General features: G+C 69.8%; 12 protein-coding genes and 3 pseudogenes. 9 read left to right on the top strand and 6 right to left on the bottom strand.

Features of this window, described 5'->3' with window-relative positions; all coding sequences use genetic code 11:
- Positions 1-7 precede the first annotated feature (7 nt).
- The 3 genes from D5R93_RS06270 to D5R93_RS06275 are packed head-to-tail and all read right to left on the bottom strand — an operon-like array spanning position 8 to position 1,927.
- On the bottom strand, positions 8-841 hold the full coding sequence (locus D5R93_RS06270) for a polymorphic toxin type 15 domain-containing protein (protein WP_162933862.1): 834 nt from the start codon (positions 839-841) through the stop codon (positions 8-10).
- Positions 738-1,586 carry a hypothetical protein gene (locus tag D5R93_RS13225; protein ID WP_162933863.1) on the bottom strand — a complete coding sequence of 283 codons (849 nt, stop codon included), beginning with the start codon at positions 1,584-1,586 and terminating at the stop codon, positions 738-740. Before D5R93_RS13225 ends, D5R93_RS06270 begins: the two co-directional genes overlap by 104 nt.
- Positions 1,559-1,927: a GAD-like domain-containing protein gene (locus D5R93_RS06275; protein WP_162933864.1), complete on the bottom strand. Its 369-nt coding sequence runs from the start codon at positions 1,925-1,927 to the stop codon at positions 1,559-1,561. The genes D5R93_RS13225 and D5R93_RS06275 overlap by 28 nt, the downstream gene beginning before the upstream one ends.
- 403 nt (positions 1,928-2,330) lie before the next feature.
- On the opposite strand from D5R93_RS06275, the gene D5R93_RS06280 reads away from it, so the two are divergent.
- The 5 genes and pseudogenes from D5R93_RS06280 (at position 2,331) to D5R93_RS06300 (ending at position 9,329) form a co-directional block, all read left to right on the top strand.
- Positions 2,331-3,335 (top strand): aldo/keto reductase, encoded by a 1,005-nt coding sequence (locus tag D5R93_RS06280; protein ID WP_120204408.1) that lies wholly within the window; start codon positions 2,331-2,333, stop codon positions 3,333-3,335.
- 82 nt (positions 3,336-3,417) lie between these two features.
- Positions 3,418-4,241, top strand: a pseudogene (locus D5R93_RS06285) (MBL fold metallo-hydrolase).
- A 75-nt stretch (positions 4,242-4,316) separates the two neighbouring features.
- Positions 4,317-5,805, top strand: a pseudogene (gene hisS, locus D5R93_RS06290) (histidine--tRNA ligase).
- Between the two features lie 6 nt (positions 5,806-5,811).
- Positions 5,812-7,569 (top strand): dynamin family protein, encoded by a 1,758-nt coding sequence (locus D5R93_RS06295; protein ID WP_205570106.1) that lies wholly within the window; start codon positions 5,812-5,814, stop codon positions 7,567-7,569.
- Positions 7,566-9,329, top strand: coding sequence for a GTPase (locus tag D5R93_RS06300; RefSeq protein ID WP_120204410.1), 1,764 nt, complete (start codon positions 7,566-7,568; stop codon positions 9,327-9,329). Before D5R93_RS06295 ends, D5R93_RS06300 begins: the two co-directional genes overlap by 4 nt.
- 104 nt (positions 9,330-9,433) lie before the next feature.
- Here D5R93_RS06300 and D5R93_RS06305 read toward each other — a convergent pair whose 3' ends face one another.
- Together D5R93_RS06305 and D5R93_RS06310 are read right to left on the bottom strand one after the other, a co-directional pair.
- Positions 9,434-11,047 carry a cation:proton antiporter family protein gene (locus D5R93_RS06305; RefSeq protein WP_243106995.1) on the bottom strand — a complete coding sequence of 538 codons (1,614 nt, stop codon included), beginning with the start codon at positions 11,045-11,047 and terminating at the stop codon, positions 9,434-9,436.
- Between the two features lie 182 nt (positions 11,048-11,229).
- Entirely contained in the window at positions 11,230-13,695 is a 2,466-nt protein-coding gene (locus D5R93_RS06310; RefSeq protein WP_120204412.1) for a DEAD/DEAH box helicase, read from the bottom strand.
- Positions 13,696-14,528: 833 nt separating this feature from the next.
- On the opposite strand from D5R93_RS06310, the gene D5R93_RS06315 reads away from it, so the two are divergent.
- The 4 genes and pseudogenes from D5R93_RS06315 to D5R93_RS06330 all read left to right on the top strand — a co-directional run bounded on the left by D5R93_RS06315 (position 14,529) and on the right by D5R93_RS06330 (position 19,279).
- A complete protein-coding gene (locus tag D5R93_RS06315; protein ID WP_120204414.1) occupies positions 14,529-15,779 on the top strand; it encodes a hypothetical protein in 1,251 nt (416 codons plus the stop codon).
- Positions 15,780-15,845: 66 nt separating this feature from the next.
- Positions 15,846-16,670, top strand: a complete 825-nt coding sequence (locus D5R93_RS06320) for a DNA-directed RNA polymerase II (protein ID WP_243106996.1) — start codon at positions 15,846-15,848, stop codon at positions 16,668-16,670.
- Positions 16,671-16,832: 162 nt separating this feature from the next.
- Positions 16,833-18,632, top strand: coding sequence for an aspartate--tRNA ligase (aspS, locus tag D5R93_RS06325; RefSeq protein ID WP_119835006.1), 1,800 nt, complete (start codon positions 16,833-16,835; stop codon positions 18,630-18,632).
- Positions 18,633-18,662: 30 nt separating this feature from the next.
- Positions 18,663-19,279: pseudogene (locus D5R93_RS06330) on the top strand (L-threonylcarbamoyladenylate synthase).
- Here the strand turns inward: D5R93_RS06330 and D5R93_RS06335 are convergent.
- Positions 19,266-21,992 carry an MMPL family transporter gene (locus D5R93_RS06335; protein WP_120204416.1) on the bottom strand — a complete coding sequence of 909 codons (2,727 nt, stop codon included), beginning with the start codon at positions 21,990-21,992 and terminating at the stop codon, positions 19,266-19,268. The pseudogene D5R93_RS06330 and the gene D5R93_RS06335 sit on opposite strands and share 14 nt — an antisense overlap.
- Positions 21,993-22,055 lie beyond the last annotated feature (63 nt).

The raw sequence follows: 22,055 nt of genomic DNA on the forward strand, positions 1-22,055 counted from the left end.
TCGCGGGTCAGCGGCCGGGGCGGCTGGCCTGCACGGGGCTGGCCCGTCTGGGGCGGCCCAGCCGTAGCGGCGCCGGTGCGGGTGGGGCCTGGCCGGGGTGGCTCCGGCGACGGCTGGCTGGTGGTGGGCTGGCCTGGTCCCGGCTGCCCGGTCCCGGGCCGGGTCGTGGCCGAGGGCGCGGGCTCCTGTCCCCGGGCTGGTGGGTGCCAGGGTGGGTGGCCTGCGGCGATGGTGGAGGCGAGGTGGGTGGGGGTCCACGGTGGCCCCGGGGGCTGGTGGCGCTCACCTGGGCCTGGGTGCGGGGCTCCAGGTGCGCCTGGCCGTGGCGCAGGTCCTGAGCCAGGTCGGGGGAGCCGGTGAGGACGGCGCGCACCAGCAGGCGCACGTGCGGCCTCTGGTCGGGTGGGACCTGGAGGGCGGCCTGCTCCAGGACCGCCACCATGGGCCTGTTCTGGCCGCCGACGGAGGAGTTGACCGCCTTGTGGCCCAGGGAGGGCCAGCCCTCGGTGGTGGCGGGCTGGGAGGGGCCGTAGGTGACCTGGTCGGGCTCGTGGAGGACCACCAGCGCCCGGTCGATCCTGGCCGTCTCCGCCAGCGCACGCTCCTCAGAGAACTGGTGCACACGCTGCAGGTCGTCCACGACCTGTTCCATGAAGAGGTCCCGGGCGTCCCTGGTGGTCTTGGAGGTGGGGTGGCGGCCCTGGGTTCGGTAGGTGCGGATGCCCTCCAGCAGGCGCTCAGCGGACAGCAGGGACAGGGCTGAGAGCTGGCGGTCGAGCTGGCGGGTGAACTCGGAGGCCAGCGCCTGGGTGGAGGCGTGGTGGCCGGTGTGGAAGAACACCTCCACCGGCACCGCGGAGTGCCAGGCCAGCGGGCTGGCCGGGGCTGCCACCGACCCCTCCCACACCAGCACCCCCTGCCCGCCCGCCCTGCCCGGGGTGAACATGTCCCCAGGCGCCAGCGAGGCACCAGGACCAGGAGCCCCGCCCCCGTGGCCAGGGGCCTGGCCACCACCGCTGCCTGCGGGACCAGCGGCGGGGGCGGGTGGGCGCCCGCGCCCGCGCCTGAGCCAGCGGGGCCGGCCCCGCCAGCGCCCGGGCATCACGACCCCGCCCCGGCCCGCCCGTCCCCTCCTCACCGGGGCCACCGGCACCGCCCGGGCCGCCGCCTGTCCCGTCACCGGTGCCCGGGCCGCCTGCGGCGATGCTGGCGGCTGTCTGCGCGGCGGCGGCGGAGAAGTCGGGGCCCAGGACGTGGTCCTGGGCCTGGGCCAGGAAGACCAGGTGCGCGGTAGCGTCCTCAATGCCGACCTGGCTGGTGCTGACACGCCCGGTGAAGCAGTAGGCCGGGGTCAGCCCGTAGACCTGCCCCGCCCCCAGCACCCCCAGGTTGTCTATGGCCCAGTCAGCCACCAGCACACCCGTGTCGTCGTCGTCGATCGTGTCCCTGCGTGGTGAGACCAGGGTGTTGGCGCCCATGCGCTCACGCATCACCGGGTCAGCCATGTCCCGGGCGTGGCCGGAGTGGGGGTAGACGGTTCCCAGGGCGGGGGTGAGGGTCAGGGCGGGGCCGGAGACCTCCCCCACACCTTCATGGCCCCCATCGCGGAGCGGGCCAGGCACCACCACCGCTGCTCCGGGAACGGCACAGGGGTGCCCTCCAGCCACGCCTGGACCACCGGGGCCCACCGGAAGGGGTCAGCGAACCACCACCGCCCCTGCCCGAACCCGTCGAACCCGAACCTCTCCCACAGGTGCAGCACCGAGGCGGGCAGCACACCGCCGAAGTAGCTCACGTGCTCCTCCGTGACAGGGGCACCCACACCCATGGGCGACCACCCCCGCAGCCTCAGTGCCTCCTCCATACGTGCGTCCACCCACTCAGGCGTGGCGTGCAGCCACGCCTCGTGCCACTGAGCCTCGCTCATCCGCATAAACCAAACCGTAACCCTCACCACACCACCACCACAACCCCTCCAGGCACAAGACCCACCCCAGGCACCAACGGAAGGGGCAGGACACCTGAGACCGGTGGCAGATGAGAAGGACCCCTCCCAGCCACCAGCAAGGCACCCACCACGCCCCCCGTGCACCCTGGCTGGTGACCCAGTCACCGGAAGGCGGCAGTGCCAGGAAGTCTACGTCGTTGTCCTGTGGGGGGCCAGGGCTTGGAGCAAGCATCGGGAGCCTGGACCGGCCGGACCTAGGCGGAGGTGTCCCTGGTAACCTGACGGAGCCAGGTCCGGGAGGCAGCCCCGGCCGGAGCCCGGCAGACGCGGGTGTCCCGGCCTGTGTGTTTTGTTACCGGAACGGGAGTACGGAGGGATACCCATGAGCGCGTCTGTACCTGCCGAGCTCGCGGCTGCGGGTGCCCTGGATGCGAGCCGTGAACCGAGCCCACCTGTGGGTATCGCGCTGGGGACGATGCAGTTGGGGACGCGGGTCCCGGCTGATCGGGCCTACGACATTCTTGACGCCTACCTGGACCTGGGCGGGCAGTGGCTGGACACGGCCAACTGCTACGCCTTCTGGTTGTCAGACACCGGCCTGGGAGGTCAGAGCGAGACCGTGATCGGCGACTGGCTCGCCCGTCGCGGTGCGCGCGACAAGGTCCTGCTCAGCACGAAGGTCGGGGCGGAGCCGACCCGCCCGGGAGGGTTCCCCGCCCACGCCGAGGGACTGGCGCCCGAGGTCGTGCGCGACCGTCTCCGGGGCAGCCTCCAACGGCTACGCACCGACCGCGTGGACCTGTACTGGGCACACATGGAGGACCGCAGCCGCCCCGTCCCCGAGGTGGCCGACACCTTCGCCGACCTCGTCGCGCAGGGCCTGACCTCCCGCATCGGGCTGTCCAACCACCCCACGTGGTTCGCGGCGGCGGCCAAGGTCCACGCCGAGTCCAAGGGTGCTGCCGCGTTCACCGCCCTCCAGCTGCGGGAGTCCTACCTCCACCACAGGCCCGACGTCGAGGTCGAGGGTGAGAACCACCCGCACGGCATGATGACTATCGGGAGCAAGGACTTCGCCGCCAGGAACGGGGTTGACCTGTGGGCCTACACACCGCTACTCACCGGTCTCTACGAGCACCCTGACCGCCCCCTGCCCACCGCCTACGACCACCCCGGGACCTACGCCAGGCTGGAGGCGCTGCGCACCTGGTCCCGTGAGCTGGGCGTCAGGCCCAGCCAGCTCGTCATCGCGCTGCTGATAGCGCAGGAGCCCTCCATCAGGCCCATCGTGGGGGTCAGCAGCGTCGCCCAGGTGCGTGACGCCGTGGAGGCCGCGCGCCTGAGCCTGCCCGAGGAAGCGCTGAGGTCACTCAACGCCGCCGGCTGACCCGCTACGGCCCCGTCTCCCGCGTGTTCCGTCCTGCCCCGGCCCTGGCCGGGGCAGGACGGAACACGCGTAGTCTGATCGTATGATCATCGAGCGCACCGTCGCCCCCGTCTTCGCCGCCAACTGCTACGTCCTGGCCCCGCCCCAGGTGCGCCCGCCCTGGTCGTGGACCCCGGTGCGGGGGCGGCTGCCGGGGCACTCGCCCTCCTACGCGCCCACCGGCTCACCTTGGGTGCGGTGCTGCTCACCCACGGCCACGCCGACCACGTGTGGGACACCAGCGCCCTGGTCGCCACCGCCCACGCCCAGGGCCTGCTCGCCCGCGACGACGCCGTGGACGTCCCCGCCTACCTCCCCCAACCGGACCTGTACCGTATGGAGGACCCTGACGCCACCACCGGTATCCGCTCCCGGGCCGCGGGCTTCGCCGACATGGCTGGCACTCCCTGGGTGCGGCCCACGGACCTGCGTGCCTTTCCCGAGGAGGGCTACTCCCGGGCTGTCGAGCCCGTCCCTGGCATCGCCGTCCAGGCCGTGCCCGCGCCGGGCCACACCGAGGGCTCGGCGATGTTCTTCCTCAACGCCGCCCTGGGTGACCACCCGCTGCTGCACGAGGCGGAAGTTCCTGAGGTCGTCAACGCAGACCCCGCGCAGGCCGACCAGCCCCGCAGCTACCTGGTCGCCCTGGGCGGTGACGTCATCTTCAAGGGCTCCGTGGGGCGCACGGACCTCCCGGGCGGGGACCAGTACCAGATGCTGGCCACCCTGCGCCTGCTGGCCACTGCGGTGTCCCCGGGCACGCTCATCCTGCCCGGGCACGGTGCGGCCACCACCATGGCCCACGAGCTGCGTGCCAACCCCTACCTGGCCGAGGCCAGGGTCCGCGGCGGCGAGACCGGACGATGACCGGTATGAACCGGTATGACCCCTGTCCTCCTAAGAGGCGCCCCTGACGGACTCCTGACGGACCGCCATGACACAATGTGCCCTATGGCTCAGGTGCAACAGGCAGTATCCTCCCTCTCCGGCTTTCCCGAGTGGCTCCCCACGGGCCGCCTTGTGGAGCAGTCCTTCCTGGACACGTTGCGCACCGTCTTCGAGCTCCACGGCTTCACCGGTATCGAGACCCGGGCCGTTGAGCCCCTGTCGGCACTGACGATGAAGGGGAGACCTCCAAGGAGGTCTACCTGCTCTCCCGTCTCCAGGCCGGGTACCCCAGCCCGGTGGGGACCTCGACCCCCGCCACCAGCTTGGGCTCCACTTCGACCTCACTGTCCCCTTTGCCCGCTACGTGGTGGACAACGCGGGGGCGCTGTCCTTCCCTTTCAAGCGCTACCAGGTGCAGAAGGTCTGGCGTGGCGAGCGGCCCCAGGAGGGACGTTTCAGGGAGTTTGTCCAGGCCGACATCGACGTCGTGGCCGACGGCACCCTGCCGCTGCACTACGACGCCGAGCTGCCGCTGGTCATGCACGAGGCCCTCACCGCCCTACCGGTACCCAGGGTGACCATCCACGTGTCTAACCGGAAGGTGGCCCAGGGCTTCTACCAGGCTGTGGGCATCAGCCAGGACCAGGTGATCGAGGTCCTGCGCGTGGTCGACAAGCTGGACAAGATCGGGGAGCAGGCGGTGGCTGCCGAGCTCGTGGACGCCGTCGGCACCACGCCACAGCAGGCCCAGCGCGCGCTGGCGCTGGCCCGCGTCAGCGGTACCGATCCCCGCGACGTCTCCGACCAGGTCCACCGTGCCCTGGACGGTGCCCAGCCCACCGAGCTCCTCCAGGAGGGGCTGGGCGAGCTTGCGGCCGTCCTGGACTCGGCCGGGCGCCGACGTCCGGGAGCGCTCCTGGCTGACCTGCGGATCGCCCGTGGCCTGGACTACTACACCGGCACCGTCTACGAGTCCTTCATGGAGGGGCACGAGGACCTCGGGTCGGTGTGCTCCGGCGGGCGCTACGACTCCCTGGCCGCAGGCTCAGGACGGACCTACCCCGGGGTCGGCATATCGATCGGCCTGTCCCGCCTGCTGTCCCGGGTCGTCTCGGCAGGCCTGCTGGAAGTCAGCCGCCCCGTACCCACCTGCGTCCTGGTGGCTGTTACTGACGAGGAGCACCGCTCCCGCTCCGAGGAGATCGCCGACACCCTGCGCGCGCGCGGTATCAGTGCCGACGTGTCGCCCTCGGCGGCGCGGTTCGGCAAGCAGATCCGTTTTGCCGACAGGCGCGGCATCCCCTTCGTCTGGTTCCCGGCCACCGGAGCCGACAGTGCCGACGACGCCCCCCGGGCGGACGGTGCTGACGACCCGGGCGGCTCCGACTCGGTCAAGGACATCCGCAGCGGGGAGCAGGTCCAGGCTGACGCGCGCACCTGGACTCCCCCTGAGGATGACCTGCGCCCCCAGGTGCGTGCCACGGTACTCCAGGCCGGGTACCGGGACAGGTACCAGGACGGGTGCACGGGCTCTGGACGGTGAGGCCCGGTGTCCGCCGCTGCCGCCCCGGGGCCGTCCTCGGAGGGCGTGGTCCAGCAGGCCAGGGAGGCGGTCCGCGTCCTGCGGGAGGAGCTGGGTGGTCTGTACCTTCCCTACGACCTGGCTGGCACGGCCGGGGCACTCAGGTGTCGCGACCGGGTCCGCGACCAGCTCGGTGACTACGTCCTGCCCCGCCTGGCCAGTGCCGACGCCCCGCTCCTGGCCGTCGTCGGCGGCTCGACAGGTGCGGGCAAGTCCACGCTAGTGTCCTCCCTGGTGCGTCAGCCCGTCGCCGCCTCCTCGCCGATCCGTCCCACGACGCGCCGCCCCATGCTCCTGCACGCCCCCGACGACGCCGCGTGGTTCGAGGGCGGACGCGTCCTGGGGTCCCTGGCCCGACTGCGGGTCGATCCACACGCTCCTGCCACTCCGCCCGGCGGGCACACGCCCCGCGAGCTGGAGCTGCGCTCCTGCGAGGCCCTGCCCGAGGGCCTGGCGCTGGTGGACGCGCCGGACGTGGACTCCCTGGTCGAGGACAACCGGGACCTTGCCGCCACGCTCCTGTCCGCCGCCGACCTATGGGTCTTTGTCACCACGGCCTCCCGCTATGCTGACGCCGTCCCCTGGGAGCACCTGCGCGAGGCGGCCCTACGGCAGATCACGGCTGCCGTCGTGCTCGACCGGGTCCCGCCCGGGGCCGGTGAGCAGGTGGAGACGGACCTGCGGCACCGGCTGGAGGCGGCAGGGCTAGGAGGCTCTCCCGTCTTTACCCTCCCCGAGACTGCCAGGGATGCCGAGGGCCTCCTGCCCGGTGAGGTAGTGCTGCCGGTGCGCCGCTGGCTGGAGGCACTCGCAGCCGACGAGCAGATCAGGAGGAACCTGGCCCGCAGGACCGTCGTGGGCGCGCTGGGCCACGCCCTGGGGGAGTGCGACCGGCTGTGCGCGCACCTGGAGGTCCAGGAGCGCCAGCACGACGCCCTCGTCCACGTGGCTGTCTCGCGCCACCGTGAGGCCCTGGAGCGGGTGGAGCGGGTTACCGCGGACGGGTCGATGCTGCGCGGGGAGGTCCTGGCCCGCTGGCAGGACCTTGTCGGCACCGGTGACCTCCTGCGGTCCCTGGAGGGGAGGGTGGGGCGCCTGCGGGACCGAGTCTCCGCCCTGCTACGCGGGCGGCCTGTGTCGGCAGACCGGGTCGAGGAGGCCGTTGAGTCCTCCCTGACGGCCCTTCTCATCGCTGAGAGCCGACGTGCTGCCTTGGAGGTCGAGCAGGACTGGCTCAGGCAGGACTGCGCCTGTCGCCAGCGTGTCCGTGCCCTGGAGCAGCTGGAGGCCGAGGAGGATCTGGCGCTGCGTGCCGCAGAGGTGGTCCGCCAGTGGCAGGGTGACGTCTTGGCGCTTGTTCGCTCGGAGGGCTCCGACCGCCGTGTCACGGCTCGGCTGGTCTCCCTGGGGGTCAACGGCGTCGGCGTGGCGCTCATGATCGTGGTCCTGGCCCACACTGGCGGGCTCACCGGGGCGGAGGTGGGTATTGCCGGAGGAACGGCCCTGGTGGCACAGCGGCTCCTGGAGGCCGTCTTCGGCGACCAGGCTCTGCGGACTATGACGGTGCGGGCTCGTGCTGACCTGGCTCGGCGCTGCGAGGAGCTGCTCGGTGCCCAGGAGCAGGTCTTTACCGGGACGCTGGCGCCTCCCAGCCCGGGAAGCGCCCTGCTGCACGGTAGTGTCGAGACCTGCCGCGCTAGCGCCGCCCTTCTGGAGCAGGCATGAGCACCTCCGTGACGGCAGGCAGCCTGGGCGCCAGTCTGGATACTGCGCTGGCAGGACTGGAACGCGTGGCTGTCCTGAGCCAGGAACTGGGGCTGGAGGCAGAGACGGCTGAGGTCCGCGCACTGCTGGAGCGCGTAGACCAGCGCCGCCGTCTGGCAGCCGAGACCACTGTCGTCGCCCTCATGGGTCCCACCGGCTCAGGCAAGTCCTGCGTCCTCAACGCCCTGGCAGGAGCCGCGGTCGCCTCTACGGCGGTGACCAGGCCCACGACCACTGAGCCTCTTGCCCTCCTGCCCGCCCAGGAGACCGGAGGGGTACGGGTGGAGGAGATCACAGAGCTCATGGACTGGCTGAGCGTGGGTCAGCGTGTCCAGGCGTCCAGGGAGGCAGTTGACAGGCTGGGTCCGCACACCGTGCTGCTGGACCTGCCCGATATCGATTCTGACGAGCCGGCCCACCGCCGTGTCGCCGAGCACCTGGCGGGCATGGTAGACGTGCTGGTGTGGGTCCTGGACCCGCAGAAGTACGCCGACGGGGTCATCCACCACGAGTTCCTGGCTCCGATGGCGGCCCACGCCGAGGTCACGCTGGTCGCTCTCAACCAGGTGGATCGGCTGGACGCCCAGTCTGTCGAGCCGGTCCTGGCCGACCTGCGCCGTCTGCTTGACCAGGAGGGCCTGGACAGTGCTGAGGTGCTGCCACTCAGCGCGCTCACCGGTGCGGGTGTCGAGGCGCTGGGCAGCTGGGTGCGGCAGGCGGCGGCTGGGCACACTGCGGCGACCCTGCGCCTGGCTGCTGACACACGGGCCCTGGCAGCCGGGCTCCGTGAGCGGCTGTTCGGCAGCGGAGGTACCGGGGCGGACAGTACTGGTGGTGCAGCCGGTTCCGGGGATAACGTGAGGGAGCGGCAGATAAGAGCCGAGGCCGACCTGCGCCAGGCTGCAGCCGTGGCTGCTGGCGTGGACGCCGTGGCTGAGGCGGTCCGGGGCTCCTATGTGCACCAGGCTCGCGCCAGGGTGGGGTGGCCGCCCCTGGGCTGGTTGGAGCGGCTACGTCATGACCCACTGACAGCGCTGCACCTAGGGAGGGTCGCTGGGAGGGTCGCTGTCCGTTCTGGTACCTCCTCCGGGTCTGTCACTACTGCCAGCACCACCGGTAGTCCTCGGGTAGGACAGACCGCCCTACCTGTGCCACGTACGTCCCTGCCTCAGGCAGGACCAGCCGCACTGGCCGCCCTGCAGACCGCCGCGCACTCCTGGTGCCTGGCGTCCTGCGCCGCTCTTCCCGGGGAGGTGAAGGCTGACATCGTCGAGCGCAGCGACCAGAGGGCGGCAGCGCTTGCCCCCGCCCTGGACCAGGCGGTAGCTTCCACCGACCTGGAGCAGCGCCACCTGCCCTTCTGGTGGTCCCTGGCTAGGATGCTTCAGTGGTTGCTGGGGTCTGCTGCTCTGGTCGGGGGTCTGTGGCTGGTGGTTGGCCACATTGTTGAGACCAACCTGCCCGTGGTTCTTGACCCGCCCCGCTGGGGGCAGGTGCCCTGGCCCGTCGTCCTGCTGCTGGGTGGTCTAGGACTGGGGGTGCTGCTGGCCCTGCTGGCTGGGTTCGCAGCCTCGTGGCAGGCCCGACGGCGTGGTCGCAGAGTCCTCGCACGGCTGCACCGGGCTACTAGCTCCGTGGTACGGCAGCGACTGGTTCTGCCCCTGCGCCAGGAGCGTGCCCGCTGGGAAGAGCTGAGGGCACTGCTTGAGGACCTGTCCTGACGTGGCCTCGGGGCCATGACCGGCTAGGCGACGTCGAAGGACAGCGTGAGTGCCCAGGGACGTGCCCTGAAGTTACTCCTGGCGCCCAAGGGAGATAGCGACGGTCATGCAGGCTGTTCCTCCGGGGCGACCGTCTCTGTGGACTCGACTGCCTCGGCCAGGGCCGTGCCCAGGCCGTCGTAGATGTTGACGACGGTGTTCACGCCACGTTGGCGCATGGCCTCGGCCTCGTCGTCGTACCCGGCGACCGCCAGTACCTGGCCCTCGAAGCTGGACCGCTCCAGCCAGTCCAGGACGTGGAGGTTGGCGCCCGGCTCCGGCATGGCCAGGACCGCCGTGGAGGCATGGACCGCGTCGAGCTTGTCCCAGAAGTCCTGGTCCGTCGCGTCGGCCTCCAGGACGTTGAGGCCCTGGGCGGCCAGCCCGGCGACCTTGGCGGCGTCGTTGTCGATGCCGAGCACGCCGACCTGGCCGTCCTGGGTCAGACGCGCGTAGGTGGCTCGTCCCACACGGCCCATTCCGAAGATAACCGTACGCACGCCGGTAAGGTCCAGCGGGCGCTCTGAGGGGTGGAGGAAGGAGGGCGGCCGGTGGGGCAGGGCCTGGGTCATCCAGCGCACCAGCCTGGCCGGGTTGTGGTTGACGACTCCCGAGACGACAAAGGACAGGGCCAGTGTCAGGCTGACTGCAGCCGTCCACTCCTCGCCCAGGAGCGAGTGGTCAACGGCGACAGCCACGACGATGAGAGCGAACTCGGAGTAGGCGGTCATGGCCAGGCCGGTGACCACGGCGGTGCGTCGGCGCATCCGTTCCAGCCGCACGACCACGGTGTAGACCATGGCTCTGACCGGCATGAGCAGCAGGAGGGCAACGGCCAGGACGACGGCGCCCGGGCCGGGCAGGCCCTCCATGCCGATGGATAGGAAGAATCCCACCAGGAGGAGCTCCTTGATGGTGAACAGGGCGCTGGAGAGCTCCTTGGCCGCAGGGTGGGAGGCAAGAAGCACTCCCATGATGAGTGCCCCCAGGTCGCCGTCGACACCCAGGATGGAGAAGAGCAGGTACCCGGGAAGAAGGGCCGTGGAGATGCCGAAGAGCGTGCGCATCTCCCGGTGGTCGATGTGGTCGAGCACGCTGCCCAGGATCCTGGCTCCCGGCCACAGCAGCACCAGGCACAGTGCCCAGGGCGAGGGCCGCTGGCCCGAGGCCACCGTCATGTACAGGACTGCGGCGATGTCCTGGACGACAAGCACACCGATGGCGATGCGGCCGTACAGTGCGCCCAGGTCGTCGCGGTCCTCAAGAAGTTTGACGACGACGACCGTGGAAGAGAAGGACAGGGCGAAGCCCAGGGCCACGACACCACCGGGCGTGACTACCCCGATCTGCAGCCCCAGGAGGACCAGGCTGTAGACGAGCGCGGTTCCCAGGAGAGACAGGATCAGGATCGTGGCTACGGCAGTGCCCACCACCTCCCGCCTAGCCAGAGCGCGCAGGTCTACCTTCAGGCCGATCATGAACAGCAGCACCGCCACCCCGACGTCTCCGAGCACCTCGATGGCCTCCAGGTGGGGCGTACCCGAGGCACCCAGCACGAATCCGGCGGCCAGGAAGCCGACCAGGGGCGGCAGGCGCAGGAGCGTCGCCGTGAATCCCAGGAGGACGACGGCGAGCAGGTAGATGGCAGGAACAATGGACAGCGCAGTGTCTGGGGTCACGATCACCTTTCCCGGTTCCGTACCGGTGTCTCCTCCGGTGCATCCCGGTTGGGGAAGCAGTGAAGACAAGGAAGACAAGCTGGAGCCAGTCTACCCCGGGTACGGAAGTGACTAGTACCGGGCTCGGAGGTGCTCGCAGGCCGTCTGCCCTGAGCGGCCCCGGGGCGGCAGCGCAGCAGGGCTCAGCGCGCGTCGCGGTTTCCCCGGTAGCCTCCACCCCGGTTGCCGCCGAAGCGACTGGAGCCGCGGTCGTCGCGTCCGGAGCGGTACCCCCTGTCGCGGTCCTCCCAGCGGCGGCGGGGTCGCTCGTCGCGGTCCCAGCCTCGTGAGCCTCTACCTGACTGGCCGTCGCGGCCAAAGCCCCGGCGCCCCTCACGGTCGCGGTCCTCCCAGCGGCGGCGGGGTCGCTCGTCGCGGTCCCAGCCTCGTGAGCCTCTACCTGACTGGCCGTCGCGGCCAAAGCCCCGGCGCCCCTCACGGCTGCCGGGTCCTGACCACCCGTGCCCCGGACCCTCGTCAGGGCGGATCCTCAGCTCGCGTCCGCTCACGGTCGCCCGGCCGATGACGTCAAGCTGGTCAGGTGTCAGCTCGGTGTGGACCGTAACCAGGGAGAAGGACTGGAGGATGTCGATCTTGCCGATGGCGGATCCGTCAATGCCGCCCTCGTTGGCTAGTGCCCCCACAATGGCGCCTGGCATGACGCGGTCACGGTGACCGACCTCGAGACGGTAGACCGTGCCCGGTCCCTCAGGCTCGCGACGCCCGCCTCTGGTCGCGCCACGCCTGGTGTCGGACCGGTCCCTGCGGTGGCGGTCGTCGCGTCCGCCCTCGAAGGAGGCTGACACGAAGGCGCCGTCGGAGTCGAGGCTCTCCTCCCGGGAGCCCCGTGTCGCACGGTGGCTGGGGGAGCCGCGGTCCCCGTCGTCACGGCGAGCGGGTCCCTCGTCACCGACGGCCAGCGCGACCAGGGTGGCTGCCAGCTCCTGGGTGGTGGTGCCCAGGTCCTCGGCCGTGGAGGCTACCAGGGGCAGGTAGGCGTCCAGACGTCCTCGCTGGTGACGGGAGCGTGCCCGCTCCAGCAGGGTGCGGGCACGGTGCTCGGAGACGTCGGCCGGGGAGGGCAGGGTGATCTCCTCTAGACGCGTCCCGGTCAGCCGCTCGATCTGACGCAGCTTGCGCTTCTCCTTCGGCGTCAGGAAGGTGACCGCCTCTCCGTGGCGTCCCGCCCTGCCGGTACGACCGATGCGGTGCACGTAGGCCTCGGCCTCTCGGGGGACGTCAAAGTTGACTACGAGCCCGATGCGGTCCACGTCAAGGCCTCGAGCGGCGACGTCAGTGGCGACAAGCACGTCCAGGGTGCCTGAGCGCAGCCGCTCGACTAGGCGCTCCCGCTCCCGCTGGGGTACGTCCCCGGAGATGGCGGCAGCCTGGATACCTCGGCCCGCCAGCTCGATGGCGACGTCCTCTGCAGTGGACTTGGTACGTACGAAGACGATCGCCGCCTGGGCCTCCGTGACCGCCAGGACACGGGAGACGGCACCGATCTTGTGACGGAAGGGGACGACGGCGTAGGTCTGGCGGACGGTGGCGACGGTGGAGGCGGGGCGTGAGACCTCCACCTGGACGGGCTCGTGAAGGTGCTGACGAGCCACCTCCTGAATGGCGGGCGGCATCGTCGCGGAGAACAGGGCGGTACGGCGCTGCGAGGGCAGGGAGGAGGCGATGGTCTCCACGTCCTCAGCAAAGCCCATGCGCAGCATCTCGTCGGCCTCGTCCAGGACGAAGTAGCGTACGTCCTCCAGGAGCAGCGCTCCCTTTTCAATGAGGTCGATCACCCGTCCCGGGGTGCCGACCACGACCTGGGCACCGTCCTTGAGCGCGCCGATCTGGGGGCCGTAGGGCGCGCCCCCGTAGACCGCGACAACGTCCAGGCCCCGGGAGCGGGCGGCCATGTCGGTGAGGGCTTCGGCACTTTGCAGGGCCAGTTCCCGGGTGGGAGCCAGCACCAGGGCCTGGACCCTGGCGTCACGGGCCTCGACGGTGTCCAGCAGGGGCAGCCCGAAGGCTGCCGTCTTCCCGGTACCGGTCTGAGCCACGCCGACGACGTCGCGGCCGCCCAGCAGCACCGGGATCGCCTCCCTCTGGATGGCGGTAGGAGTGGTATAGCCCATGTCGGTGACAGCCTTGAGCAGGTCGCCCGGAAGTCCTAGGTCAGCGAAGGTGAGCTCCCCTGGGTCTGCGGCCTCGGTGCTCTCGGAGCCCTCCCCGCGGTCCCCACGGTGCTCCTGAGGAGCAGGAGCAGTGCTTCTCCCGGTTCCCGGCTCCTCGGAGTCCCTGGGACCTCTGTGCTGACCATCCTCCTGGTCATCGGGCCGGTCGTCGTGAAGGTCGTCGTCATGGGAATCCCTGTCCTCGGGGTTCTCGGGGTCGCGCTCGGGGACGTCTCGCTCGATGTCGTCCTCCTCGTCCTCGTGCTCTACGTCGACAGGGTCCTCAGGCGAGTCGGAGGAGGCGGGGGTGGCGAAGTCGTCCGGCGAGGTGGCAGAGGTGGCATGGGGGTCATGGCCCTGAGGAGTGGCGATGCCGTGGCCGGAGGCCTCGGCGGCGAACATAGCGTCGAGGCTCAGTGGCCCGTTGCTGGTTGTCATGAAGTTATCCCGTTCTGTCCCGTGAGTGAGACGGGGACTGCTCTGTGGAGAGTGGGGAGGACCGTGTGTCCTCCGCTCTTGCCGCACCTGACCCACTGCTCCCGCCGCCGCTGCCTGCCCGCAAGCGGGTCCAGGACGGCTGACGGTTCTACGCACAGGCTCTCGGGTCACCGACGCCACCAGGCGGCGCCGTGGTCCTCCGGACGGGGCACCAGCGCGGATCGCTCCAGTGATGAGGTTACGGCAGCCCAGGGAGGGGTTCCACCACCTGGAGCCATGTCACAGGTGAGGTGGGTCTCGGGCCAGGGCGGTTCGTCCGGGTTCGTGTGAGAGGTAATGCAAGAGAGATGTTGGTGACGCAAAAGTAATATCCTATTTTGCAGTGCTTTCGTCTCCTTGATTCTACTTGCGTGTCCAGATCCTGGTAGGTGACTTCTCTTATTTCTGCTGGGCTCCGGGCATTTCTGGTCGTCGTCTCGTGACCTCACTGTGGCCTAGGCTGGTGACGCCACAAGATTCGTGGGATATATCATCACTTTGATGCCGGTGGGGCGCGCAGGTGTTCTCAACCCCTTTCCTTGCGGGGCACGTGCCTGCGGCCTGCCGTCCCAACGTCCCTACAGGTCCCCCACAGTGAACGAGGCCATCTCATGCGACACCCGTTGCAGCCGCCTGCGGCGAGCCACGCGTCAGGGCTGTCGTGGCACGCGGGAGTCGTGCTGCCGGTGACGCTCGTCATGCTTTTGGCGTCTCCGGCGGGAGGGCAGGAGCAGGGCCCATCTGATGCCCCAGAGGTGTCCTGGTCATGTGCTGACGCTGCCCTAGGAGCCTGTGTGCGGCTGCAGGAAGAAGCCGATGGTGACGGGAACACCGACGCCAGGTCCTTTTCCATTGAGGGCACCATGGAGCGGGCCGCGGAGCCGACACCCACCGGAGAGCCTGCCGAGCCTGTGCCGCCTACTGAGGACGAGGAGGCTGCCGAACCTGCTCAGCCCGACCAGGAGGTGCAGTCCCCGCAGTCCCCCCTGCCTGCTGACTCTCCGGCTGGCTCGCTCGGCCCCGATGACCCCGCGGACTCCGCCACGCCGAGGGAGCCCGCCGCTCTCGCTGAGGCCGCCGACACGGCGCAGGCGGGGCCGACCGATCCGCCCGGTCCCGACGAGCCTGAGGCCGCAGGCCCCGGGCAGCCTTCGGCCTCCGAGGAGGTGGGGGCTGGCGCGCAGCCTGAGTCCTCTGACCCTTCTGTACCAGCCCCGGCTGCTGAGGAACGCACCAGGAGCGACGAGAGTCAAGGTGATGGCGCGGACGATGGCGTGGACGAGGTCAGCAGAGGTGTAGCAGAGGATGCGGGTACGGGTGCGGAGTCAGGCACACCTGTCCTGACAGCCCCTCCGACGGCGACAGGGCTGCCAGACAGCGGGAGCGAAAGCGACCTTGACCAGTCAGGCCGCGGCGGTGGTGAGGACAGCTCGCAGGTGCGGGACGGCTCCGGTCCCTCCTCGGACTCGCCTGAGGCCTCCGTCGATGCCCGTGAGCGTCCGTCCTTTGACCCTGTCCCACCCGTCTCGGACACCTCCCAGCTCAGTGCGGACAACGCAGGAGCACTGTCAGGAACCCGTCGGGGAGATGCCGTGGTGCTGATGATTCCCAGAGACCGGGCCTCGGCCGGAGAATGGGTGTCCGTCTTTGTCCTCTCCGACAGCACGCGGTCCCTAAGCGTTTCCGACAGCACGTCGTCAGGCTGGATCCAGATCGACTCGTCCAACAGCGTCACTGTCGATATATCCGGCCTGAGGACTGGTACCTACAGGCTGGTTGTCGCTGACAGCGGCAACAATCTGCTTGGATGGGCGCAGCTGGAGATACAGGCGGGCTCCTCCGGCAGTGACGGCAGCGAAGTCGCCTACGTCATCCCGGGGGAGGCCGCCGTTGGCCAGACGTTACGTGTTGGGCCCGAGGACTGGATGCTCCTGGGAGCCGGGATGCTGCTCGTCCTGGGGACGGCAGGATTCCTCGTGGTCGCACGCCCGGGTGTCCTCAGGTCAGTGGCGCGTGCCGCCTCGGAACTCGGCCGCAGGCGCTAGGGAGGCTATGTGGTCGTCGCAGGCGGAGCCAGGCAGAGTCAGGAAAGGCAAGGCAGAGGAGGAGACGTGTCGCCAGTACACACGGTACCTGGGGTCCTGCCAGCCGCCTGTACCGTGGCCGGTGGCAACGCCGCTGGTGACGTGGCTGCGAGTACTGTGCGGCGGCTCCGGGCGGCTGTGCTCATGCCTTGCACCACCGCCGTGGCTGTGCTCCTGCTCCTGCTTCTGGCCTCACCTGTGATGCCCGTCCAGGCCAGCGCAGACACGACGACGGGGTCCTCTACCACCGGAACAGCCTCTACCGTCAGTCCCTCTACTGTCGCGGTGGGAGGTACGGTGGTCTACACGGTCTCAGGGTTTCCCCGCGGGGCGACAGTTCAGGTGCTCGTAGACGACGGGGCGCTGGCAGCGTCGACCGGCCCGGACGCAGGAGTGGTCACCACGCTCCACATCGACGAGGACGGCACCGCCTCCGGGGCATTCGAGCTGCCTGCCTACGTCGGCCTGGGGGAGCACTGGCTGCGTTTCCGTGCTGTCGCGGGACCGGATGTGGCCACCTCGGACCTGCGGACGACGGAGTACACCAACAAGAGCCCCTACTTCACCGTTGCGGGAGTTACTGTGATCGGGGGCGCCGATCAGGCCTCTCCGGTGCCCACGGAGGATGACGGTGCGCTCGCGTCATCCTCGGACACGGCCACGGAGTCTGTCAGTGCCAGCCACAGACCCACCCCTGCAGTGGCCCTTGCGGAAGCTGAGCGGGGGCCGTCCAAGGACTTCCTCCTTGTCGGGACAGCGGTCCTGGCCGTCTCGCTGGTGGTCTTCATCCTTGCTGGCATCGTCATCGTCAACCGGCGGCGACTTGCTGGCCTGGAGGGTCGCCGGTCCTGATCAGCACCGGGCCGTGCCACATCGTCGGGCGCCTGGACCGCACCAGCCAGCCGGTGGTGCGTGCACCACCGGTCCCGGCCAGGCCGTAGACTTCACCCGGTGCCCGCTGCCGGCGTCGCGGCAGGTACCTGAATCGTCTCCCTGATGGAAGGACTCGGCACCGTGCTGAGAACGCGAGCAGCAGGCTCCCTGCGCACCGGCGACATCGGACAGACCGTTACGCTGGCCGGGTGGGTGGACCGTCGGCGTGACCACGGCGGGGTGGCTTTTGTCGACCTGCGTGATGCCTCGGGGGTCGCCCAGGTCGTCATTCGCGAGGAGGTTGCCCACGACCTGCGCTCGGAGTACGTGCTGAGGGTAGTCGGCGAGGTCAGCGCTCGTCCCGAGGGCAACGAGAACCCGAGCCTGCCGACCGGGGACGTCGAGGTGGTGGTCCGTGACCTCGAGATCCTTAACCCCTCTGCCGCTCTGCCCTTCCAGGTCTCCGACCACGCCGAGGACTCTGGTCAGGCAGGTGAGGAGGCCCGCCTGAGGTACCGCTACCTGGACCTTCGCCGCTCACCGATGCAGCGTGCCATCCGGCTGCGCTCGCAAGCCTCCCGCGCCGCCCGTCGGGTGCTGGACTCCCACGACTTCGTTGAGGTCGAGACCCCCACCCTGACCCGGTCGACACCCGAGGGCGCCCGCGACTTCCTTGTGCCCGCCCGCCTGGCTCCCGGGTCGTGGTATGCCTTGCCGCAGAGCCCCCAGCTGTTCAAGCAGCTGCTCATGGTGGCTGGCATGGAGCGCTACTACCAGATCGCTCGCTGCTACCGCGACGAGGACTTCCGGGCGGACCGGCAGCCGGAGTTCACCCAGCTTGACGTAGAAATGAGCTTTGTGGACCAGGAGGACGTCATCAAGGTGGCGGAGGAGGTGATCCGTGAGGTCTGGGCGCTGGTCGGCCACGAGGTGACCACACCGATCCCGCGGGTGACCTATGCCGAGGCGATGAGGCGCTACGGAACGGACAAGCCGGACCTGCGTTTCGGGTGCGAGCTGGTGGACCTCACCGAGTACTTTGCGGCCACAACGTTCCGGGTATTTCGTCAGCCCTATGTCGGTGCGGTCGTAATGCCTGGGGGCGCCTCGCAGTCGAGGAGGACCTTCGACGCCTGGCAGGAGTGGGCCAGGCAACGTGGCGCCAAGGGCCTGGCCTACGTCACTGTGGCCCAGGACGGGACGCTCGGCGGGCCTGTGGCCAAGAACATCACTGAGGCGGAGCGTGCGGGCCTGGCGCAGGCCTGTGGTGCTGCCGCAGGTGACTGCATATTCTTTGCTGCCGGGCAGGTCGAGCAGGCGCGCGCCCTGCTCGGGGCCGCTCGTGTGGAGGTGGCGCGCCGTTGCGGACTGGTGGACGAGGAGGACTGGAGCTTCGTGTGGGTGGTGGACGCCCCCCTGTTCAAGGCCGCCGCTGAGGCTCGGGCAGACGGGGACGTCACCCTGGGTGCCTCCGCGTGGACTGCGGTCCACCACGCCTTCACCGCCCCCAGGCCGGAGTGCCTGGGGACCTTTGACACCGACCCAGGCTCTGCCCTGGCCTACGCCTATGACATCGTGTGCAACGGCAACGAGATCGGTGGCGGATCGATCCGCATCCACCGCCGTGACGTGCAGGAGCGCGTCTTCAAGGTCATGGGAATCGAGCCGCAGGAGGCCCAGGAGAAGTTTGGCTTCCTCCTGGAGGCCTTCTCCTACGGGGCGCCGCCACACGGGGGTATCGCCTTCGGGTGGGACCGGATCATCGCGCTGCTGACGCGCGCGGACTCGATCCGTGACGTTATTGCCTTCCCGAAGTCGGGAGGTGGCTACGACCCGCTGACGGAGGCGCCGGCGCCCATCACGGCCCAGCAGCGCAAGGAGGCGGGGGTGGACGCCGTACCCGCCCGCCGGGACTCACCCCGGCCCCCTGCCAGCCAGTAGGTACGTGCGAGCCTGAGGCACAATAGGCCCATGGCGCGCTACACCGAGATCCACCCCGTCAACCCACAGACCCGTCTGGTCAGAAAAGTCGTGGACACCGTGCGGGAAGGGGGGCTGGTCGCCTACCCTACCGACTCCGGGTACGCCCTGGCCTGCGCCCCGGGTAACAAGGAGGGACTGGACCGTATCCGCTCTATCCGGCAGCTGGACAGCAGGCACAACTTCACCTTCGTGTGTGCCAGCTTTGCGCAGGTCGGTCCGATGGCGATCCTGGGCAACAACGCCTTCCGCCTGGTCAAGCGGCTGACTCCGGGGCCGTGGACCTTCATCCTCAAGGGAACTAAGGAGGTCCCGAGGATGACGCTCAACCCCAGGAAGCACACCCTGGGGGTCCGTATCCCGCAGCACGCCCTGACGCAGGCCCTGGTGGCCGAGTTCGGGAGCCCCTGCTGTCCTCCACGTTTATCCGCCCCGGCCAGGACGAGCCGGAGACCAGCGGGTGGGAGGTTGAGGAGTCCCTGGGCCACCTTATTGACATCGTCATAGAGGGACCGGTTGGCCGTGGAGAGCCGACGACGGTGGTGGACCTGACTGATGACTACCCCGAGGTCGTGCGGGAAGGGGCCGGGGACGTCAGCCTGCTGTAGGCGACGCCGACTCCACCGCTGACTGTGCTGACTCCGCTGACTCCACGGAGGACGCCGTCCTGTCGGGAAGGGCCTCCTCACCAGCCGGTTGTCTACCAGTCGGCATGCCACCGGCCGCCATGACCTCCTCATCGGGCGCAGCGGACCTGGCAGTCTCCAGTGTCTCGGGGACCTCGGAGGTCTCGGCAGGCTCTCTAGCCTCTCCGTTCGGGTCCTGCTCCGTCTCCTGGTCCACCTCCTGGCGGTCAGCACGGCCCTGTGCCGCGGACGCTCCGGAGGGTCGGAGCCAGCGTGGTGCCCACCAGCTCCAGCGTCCCAGGATCCTCATGACGGAGGGCAGCAGCAGCAGCCGGACCAGCAGGAGGTCCACTGCGACGACGAGGGCGAGCGCCAGCCCGGTCTCCTGGACGAGCGGAAGCCTGCTGACCAGAAGGCTCGTACAGGCAGCCACCGTGACGACGGCTGCTGCGAGAACGGGGCCTCGTGACTGGCGCAGTCCCAGGTGCAGCGCGGTCCGGTGGTCCGTGCCAGCGCTGCGGTACTGGGCGACACGGCTCATCAGGACGACCTCGTGGCTCATCGCCAGGCCCAGCCCGAGGAGCACTGCCGTGACGACAGCGGTGGTGTCCACACCGACGCCTCCGGCCGGGGCCAGTCCCAGCAGGCTGCGGCCGTGGCCCTCCTGGACCACCCAGGTCAGCACTCCCAGGGAGGCGGACAGTGACAGGCCGGTGACGGGAACCGCTACGAGCGGCAGGAGCAGGGAGTCCGTCAGGAGAAGCAGGAGGACGACAGTTGCCAGGACTACTGCCGCCGCCACCACCGGGGCGCTTCCGAGCAGCGAGCCGCGCATGTCGACCTGGCTTGCCGCCTGCCCCGTCACCCACGTCTCTACCGGGGGATCGAGGGCGCGAAGGGCGGTGACGGCCTCCTCGGCGGTGCCTGACCAGCGCTCTCCGGTCAGGTCCAGGTAGACCACCGTGTAGTCGCCAGCGGTCGAGGGGCTCACAACTGCCTCAACCCCGGGGACTGAGGCGACGTGGTCGTTGATGAACTCGGTGACGCTCTCCCCGGTCCCGGCGAGGATGAGCGTGGCGTCCTGGTCCACCGTTGAGGGGTACTCCTGCTCCAGCACCGCTGCGTAGGCCCTCTGGTCGGAGCCGACCGGGAGCTGGTCCGAGGCAGTCGAGGTGAGCGTGTGCAGGCTGCCCAGCGGGACAGCCAGACCGGTCAGCACCAGCAGGCATCCTGCCAGGACAGCCCAGGGGTAGACGCTGCTACGACGAATGCGGGCACCTGCTGGTGTCGTCCCCCGGCCGTCCCTTCTTATGCCTGACAGGCGTCTCAGCGCGGACGAGAGCGTGGGGCGGATGGGGAGGAGGACCGGGGAGACAGGCCGGGACGAGGGGCGCAGCACCTCCTGTCCCGTCAGCGCCAGGAGTGCTGGGACCAGCGTCAAGGAGACGCTGACGGACACGAGGAGGACAACAGCCCCTGTCAGTGCTGAGGCTCTCAGCGTACCCTCGGCTGCCAGGTAGAGACCGCAGAGGCTGACCGCTACCGCCAGGGCTGAGAAGACGACTGTGCGGCCTGCTGTCCGCATCGTCGCTGACAGCAGGCGGGCAGCGGGAGGGGCCTCGGCGTCGCGTCGGTACCGGTGCGTACCCCGCACGGGAGCAGGCCTGTCCGGGGTGGTACCCGAGCCAGGGTCCTGCGTGTGCGTGTCACCTGGCGCGCTGCCTGCTGGGCCGTCCTCCGGCGGTCCTTCTGGCTCTGTCGCGCTCGCGCTCGGTGTGCCCGAGCCGAGCGTCTCCTGGTAGCGGGAGGTGAGCAGCAGCGCGTAGCCCAGAGTCAGGGATGCTCCCAGGACCCAGAAGACAACAGCTGCCACGTAGGGGACCTCGACGACGAGGGACAGCCCGTAGACGGCGCCCAGGGTGCTGGCTGCTGAGACCACGGTAGCCAGGAGGCAGGCGCCGACCTGCAGGAGCCTGCTGACGGCCAGCGCCGTCACCAGCAGGGCCACAGGAAGGAGCAGGAGTCCGGATCGCAGCAGGTCCCGGCCTGCCTCACTGCTGATCGCCTCCTCGACGGAGCCGTCGTGGGAGACGGTGCCTCGGGCGCCCGGAGCGGTTGCGGCGAGCTCTGCAGGCACCTCTTCCAGGCGGTTACTCACCTGGTCCACCAGGGCGGCTACCTCCTGGGCGTAGCGGGTGTCCTCAGGGTCGGCGACCGCGGAGCCGTTGGGGTTGACCGTGACGACGACGACGAAGCCGTCCATGCTGTCGGCCGCCATCGACCGGGCCGCGTCCGAGGTCAGCATCCCCGGGACCACAAAGGGGTCCAGGACGTTGTGTGTGCCCACGAGCTGCCCCAGGTCGGCGTGGGCGGTGGACAGGGCCTGGGCCACCTCCTCCTGCTGCTGGGTCGTGCTCAGGTCCACGTCCGAGACCAGGAGGGTCACGGTGACGGCGTCACCGGACAAGGAGTCCAGGACATAGCCGCCCTCAGCGCTCTGGGTCCCTGGCGTGTCAGCTGTCACGCTGTGGAGGCGGGAGAACAGGTTCTGTCCTCCCAGGCCGGTCAGCGCCGCGACTACCAGGACCGCCGACAGGACGAGCCAGGTCGCGACGACGAGCCAGGCGTCCTTGAAGACACGGTAGGAGAGCCAGCCGAGCATGACGGCATTGTCGCACCATGTGCCGACGCTCATGGGCAGGACGAGGGATGCGCCGCGTCCCCTGCGAGCCAACCGGCGGCACCGAGGCTGAGAAGG

It is taken from the genome of Actinomyces lilanjuaniae (genome assembly GCF_003606385.1).
Lineage (GTDB): Bacteria > Actinomycetota > Actinomycetes > Actinomycetales > Actinomycetaceae > Actinomyces > Actinomyces lilanjuaniae.

Bases quoted from the DNA above. Each gene is read 5' to 3' on its own strand.
- D5R93_RS06310 (WP_120204412.1), bottom strand. From the start codon at position 13,695: ATGACAACCAGCAACGGGCCACTGAGCCTCGACGCTATGTTCGCCGCC.
- D5R93_RS06280 (WP_120204408.1), top strand. From the start codon at position 2,331: ATGAGCGCGTCTGTACCTGCCGAGCTCGCGGCTGCGGGTGCCCTGGAT.
- D5R93_RS06300 (WP_120204410.1), top strand. From the start codon at position 7,566: ATGAGCACCTCCGTGACGGCAGGCAGCCTGGGCGCCAGTCTGGATACT.
- D5R93_RS06335 (WP_120204416.1), bottom strand. From the start codon at position 21,992: ATGAGCGTCGGCACATGGTGCGACAATGCCGTCATGCTCGGCTGGCTC.
- D5R93_RS06275 (WP_162933864.1), bottom strand. From the start codon at position 1,927: ATGAGCGAGGCTCAGTGGCACGAGGCGTGGCTGCACGCCACGCCTGAG.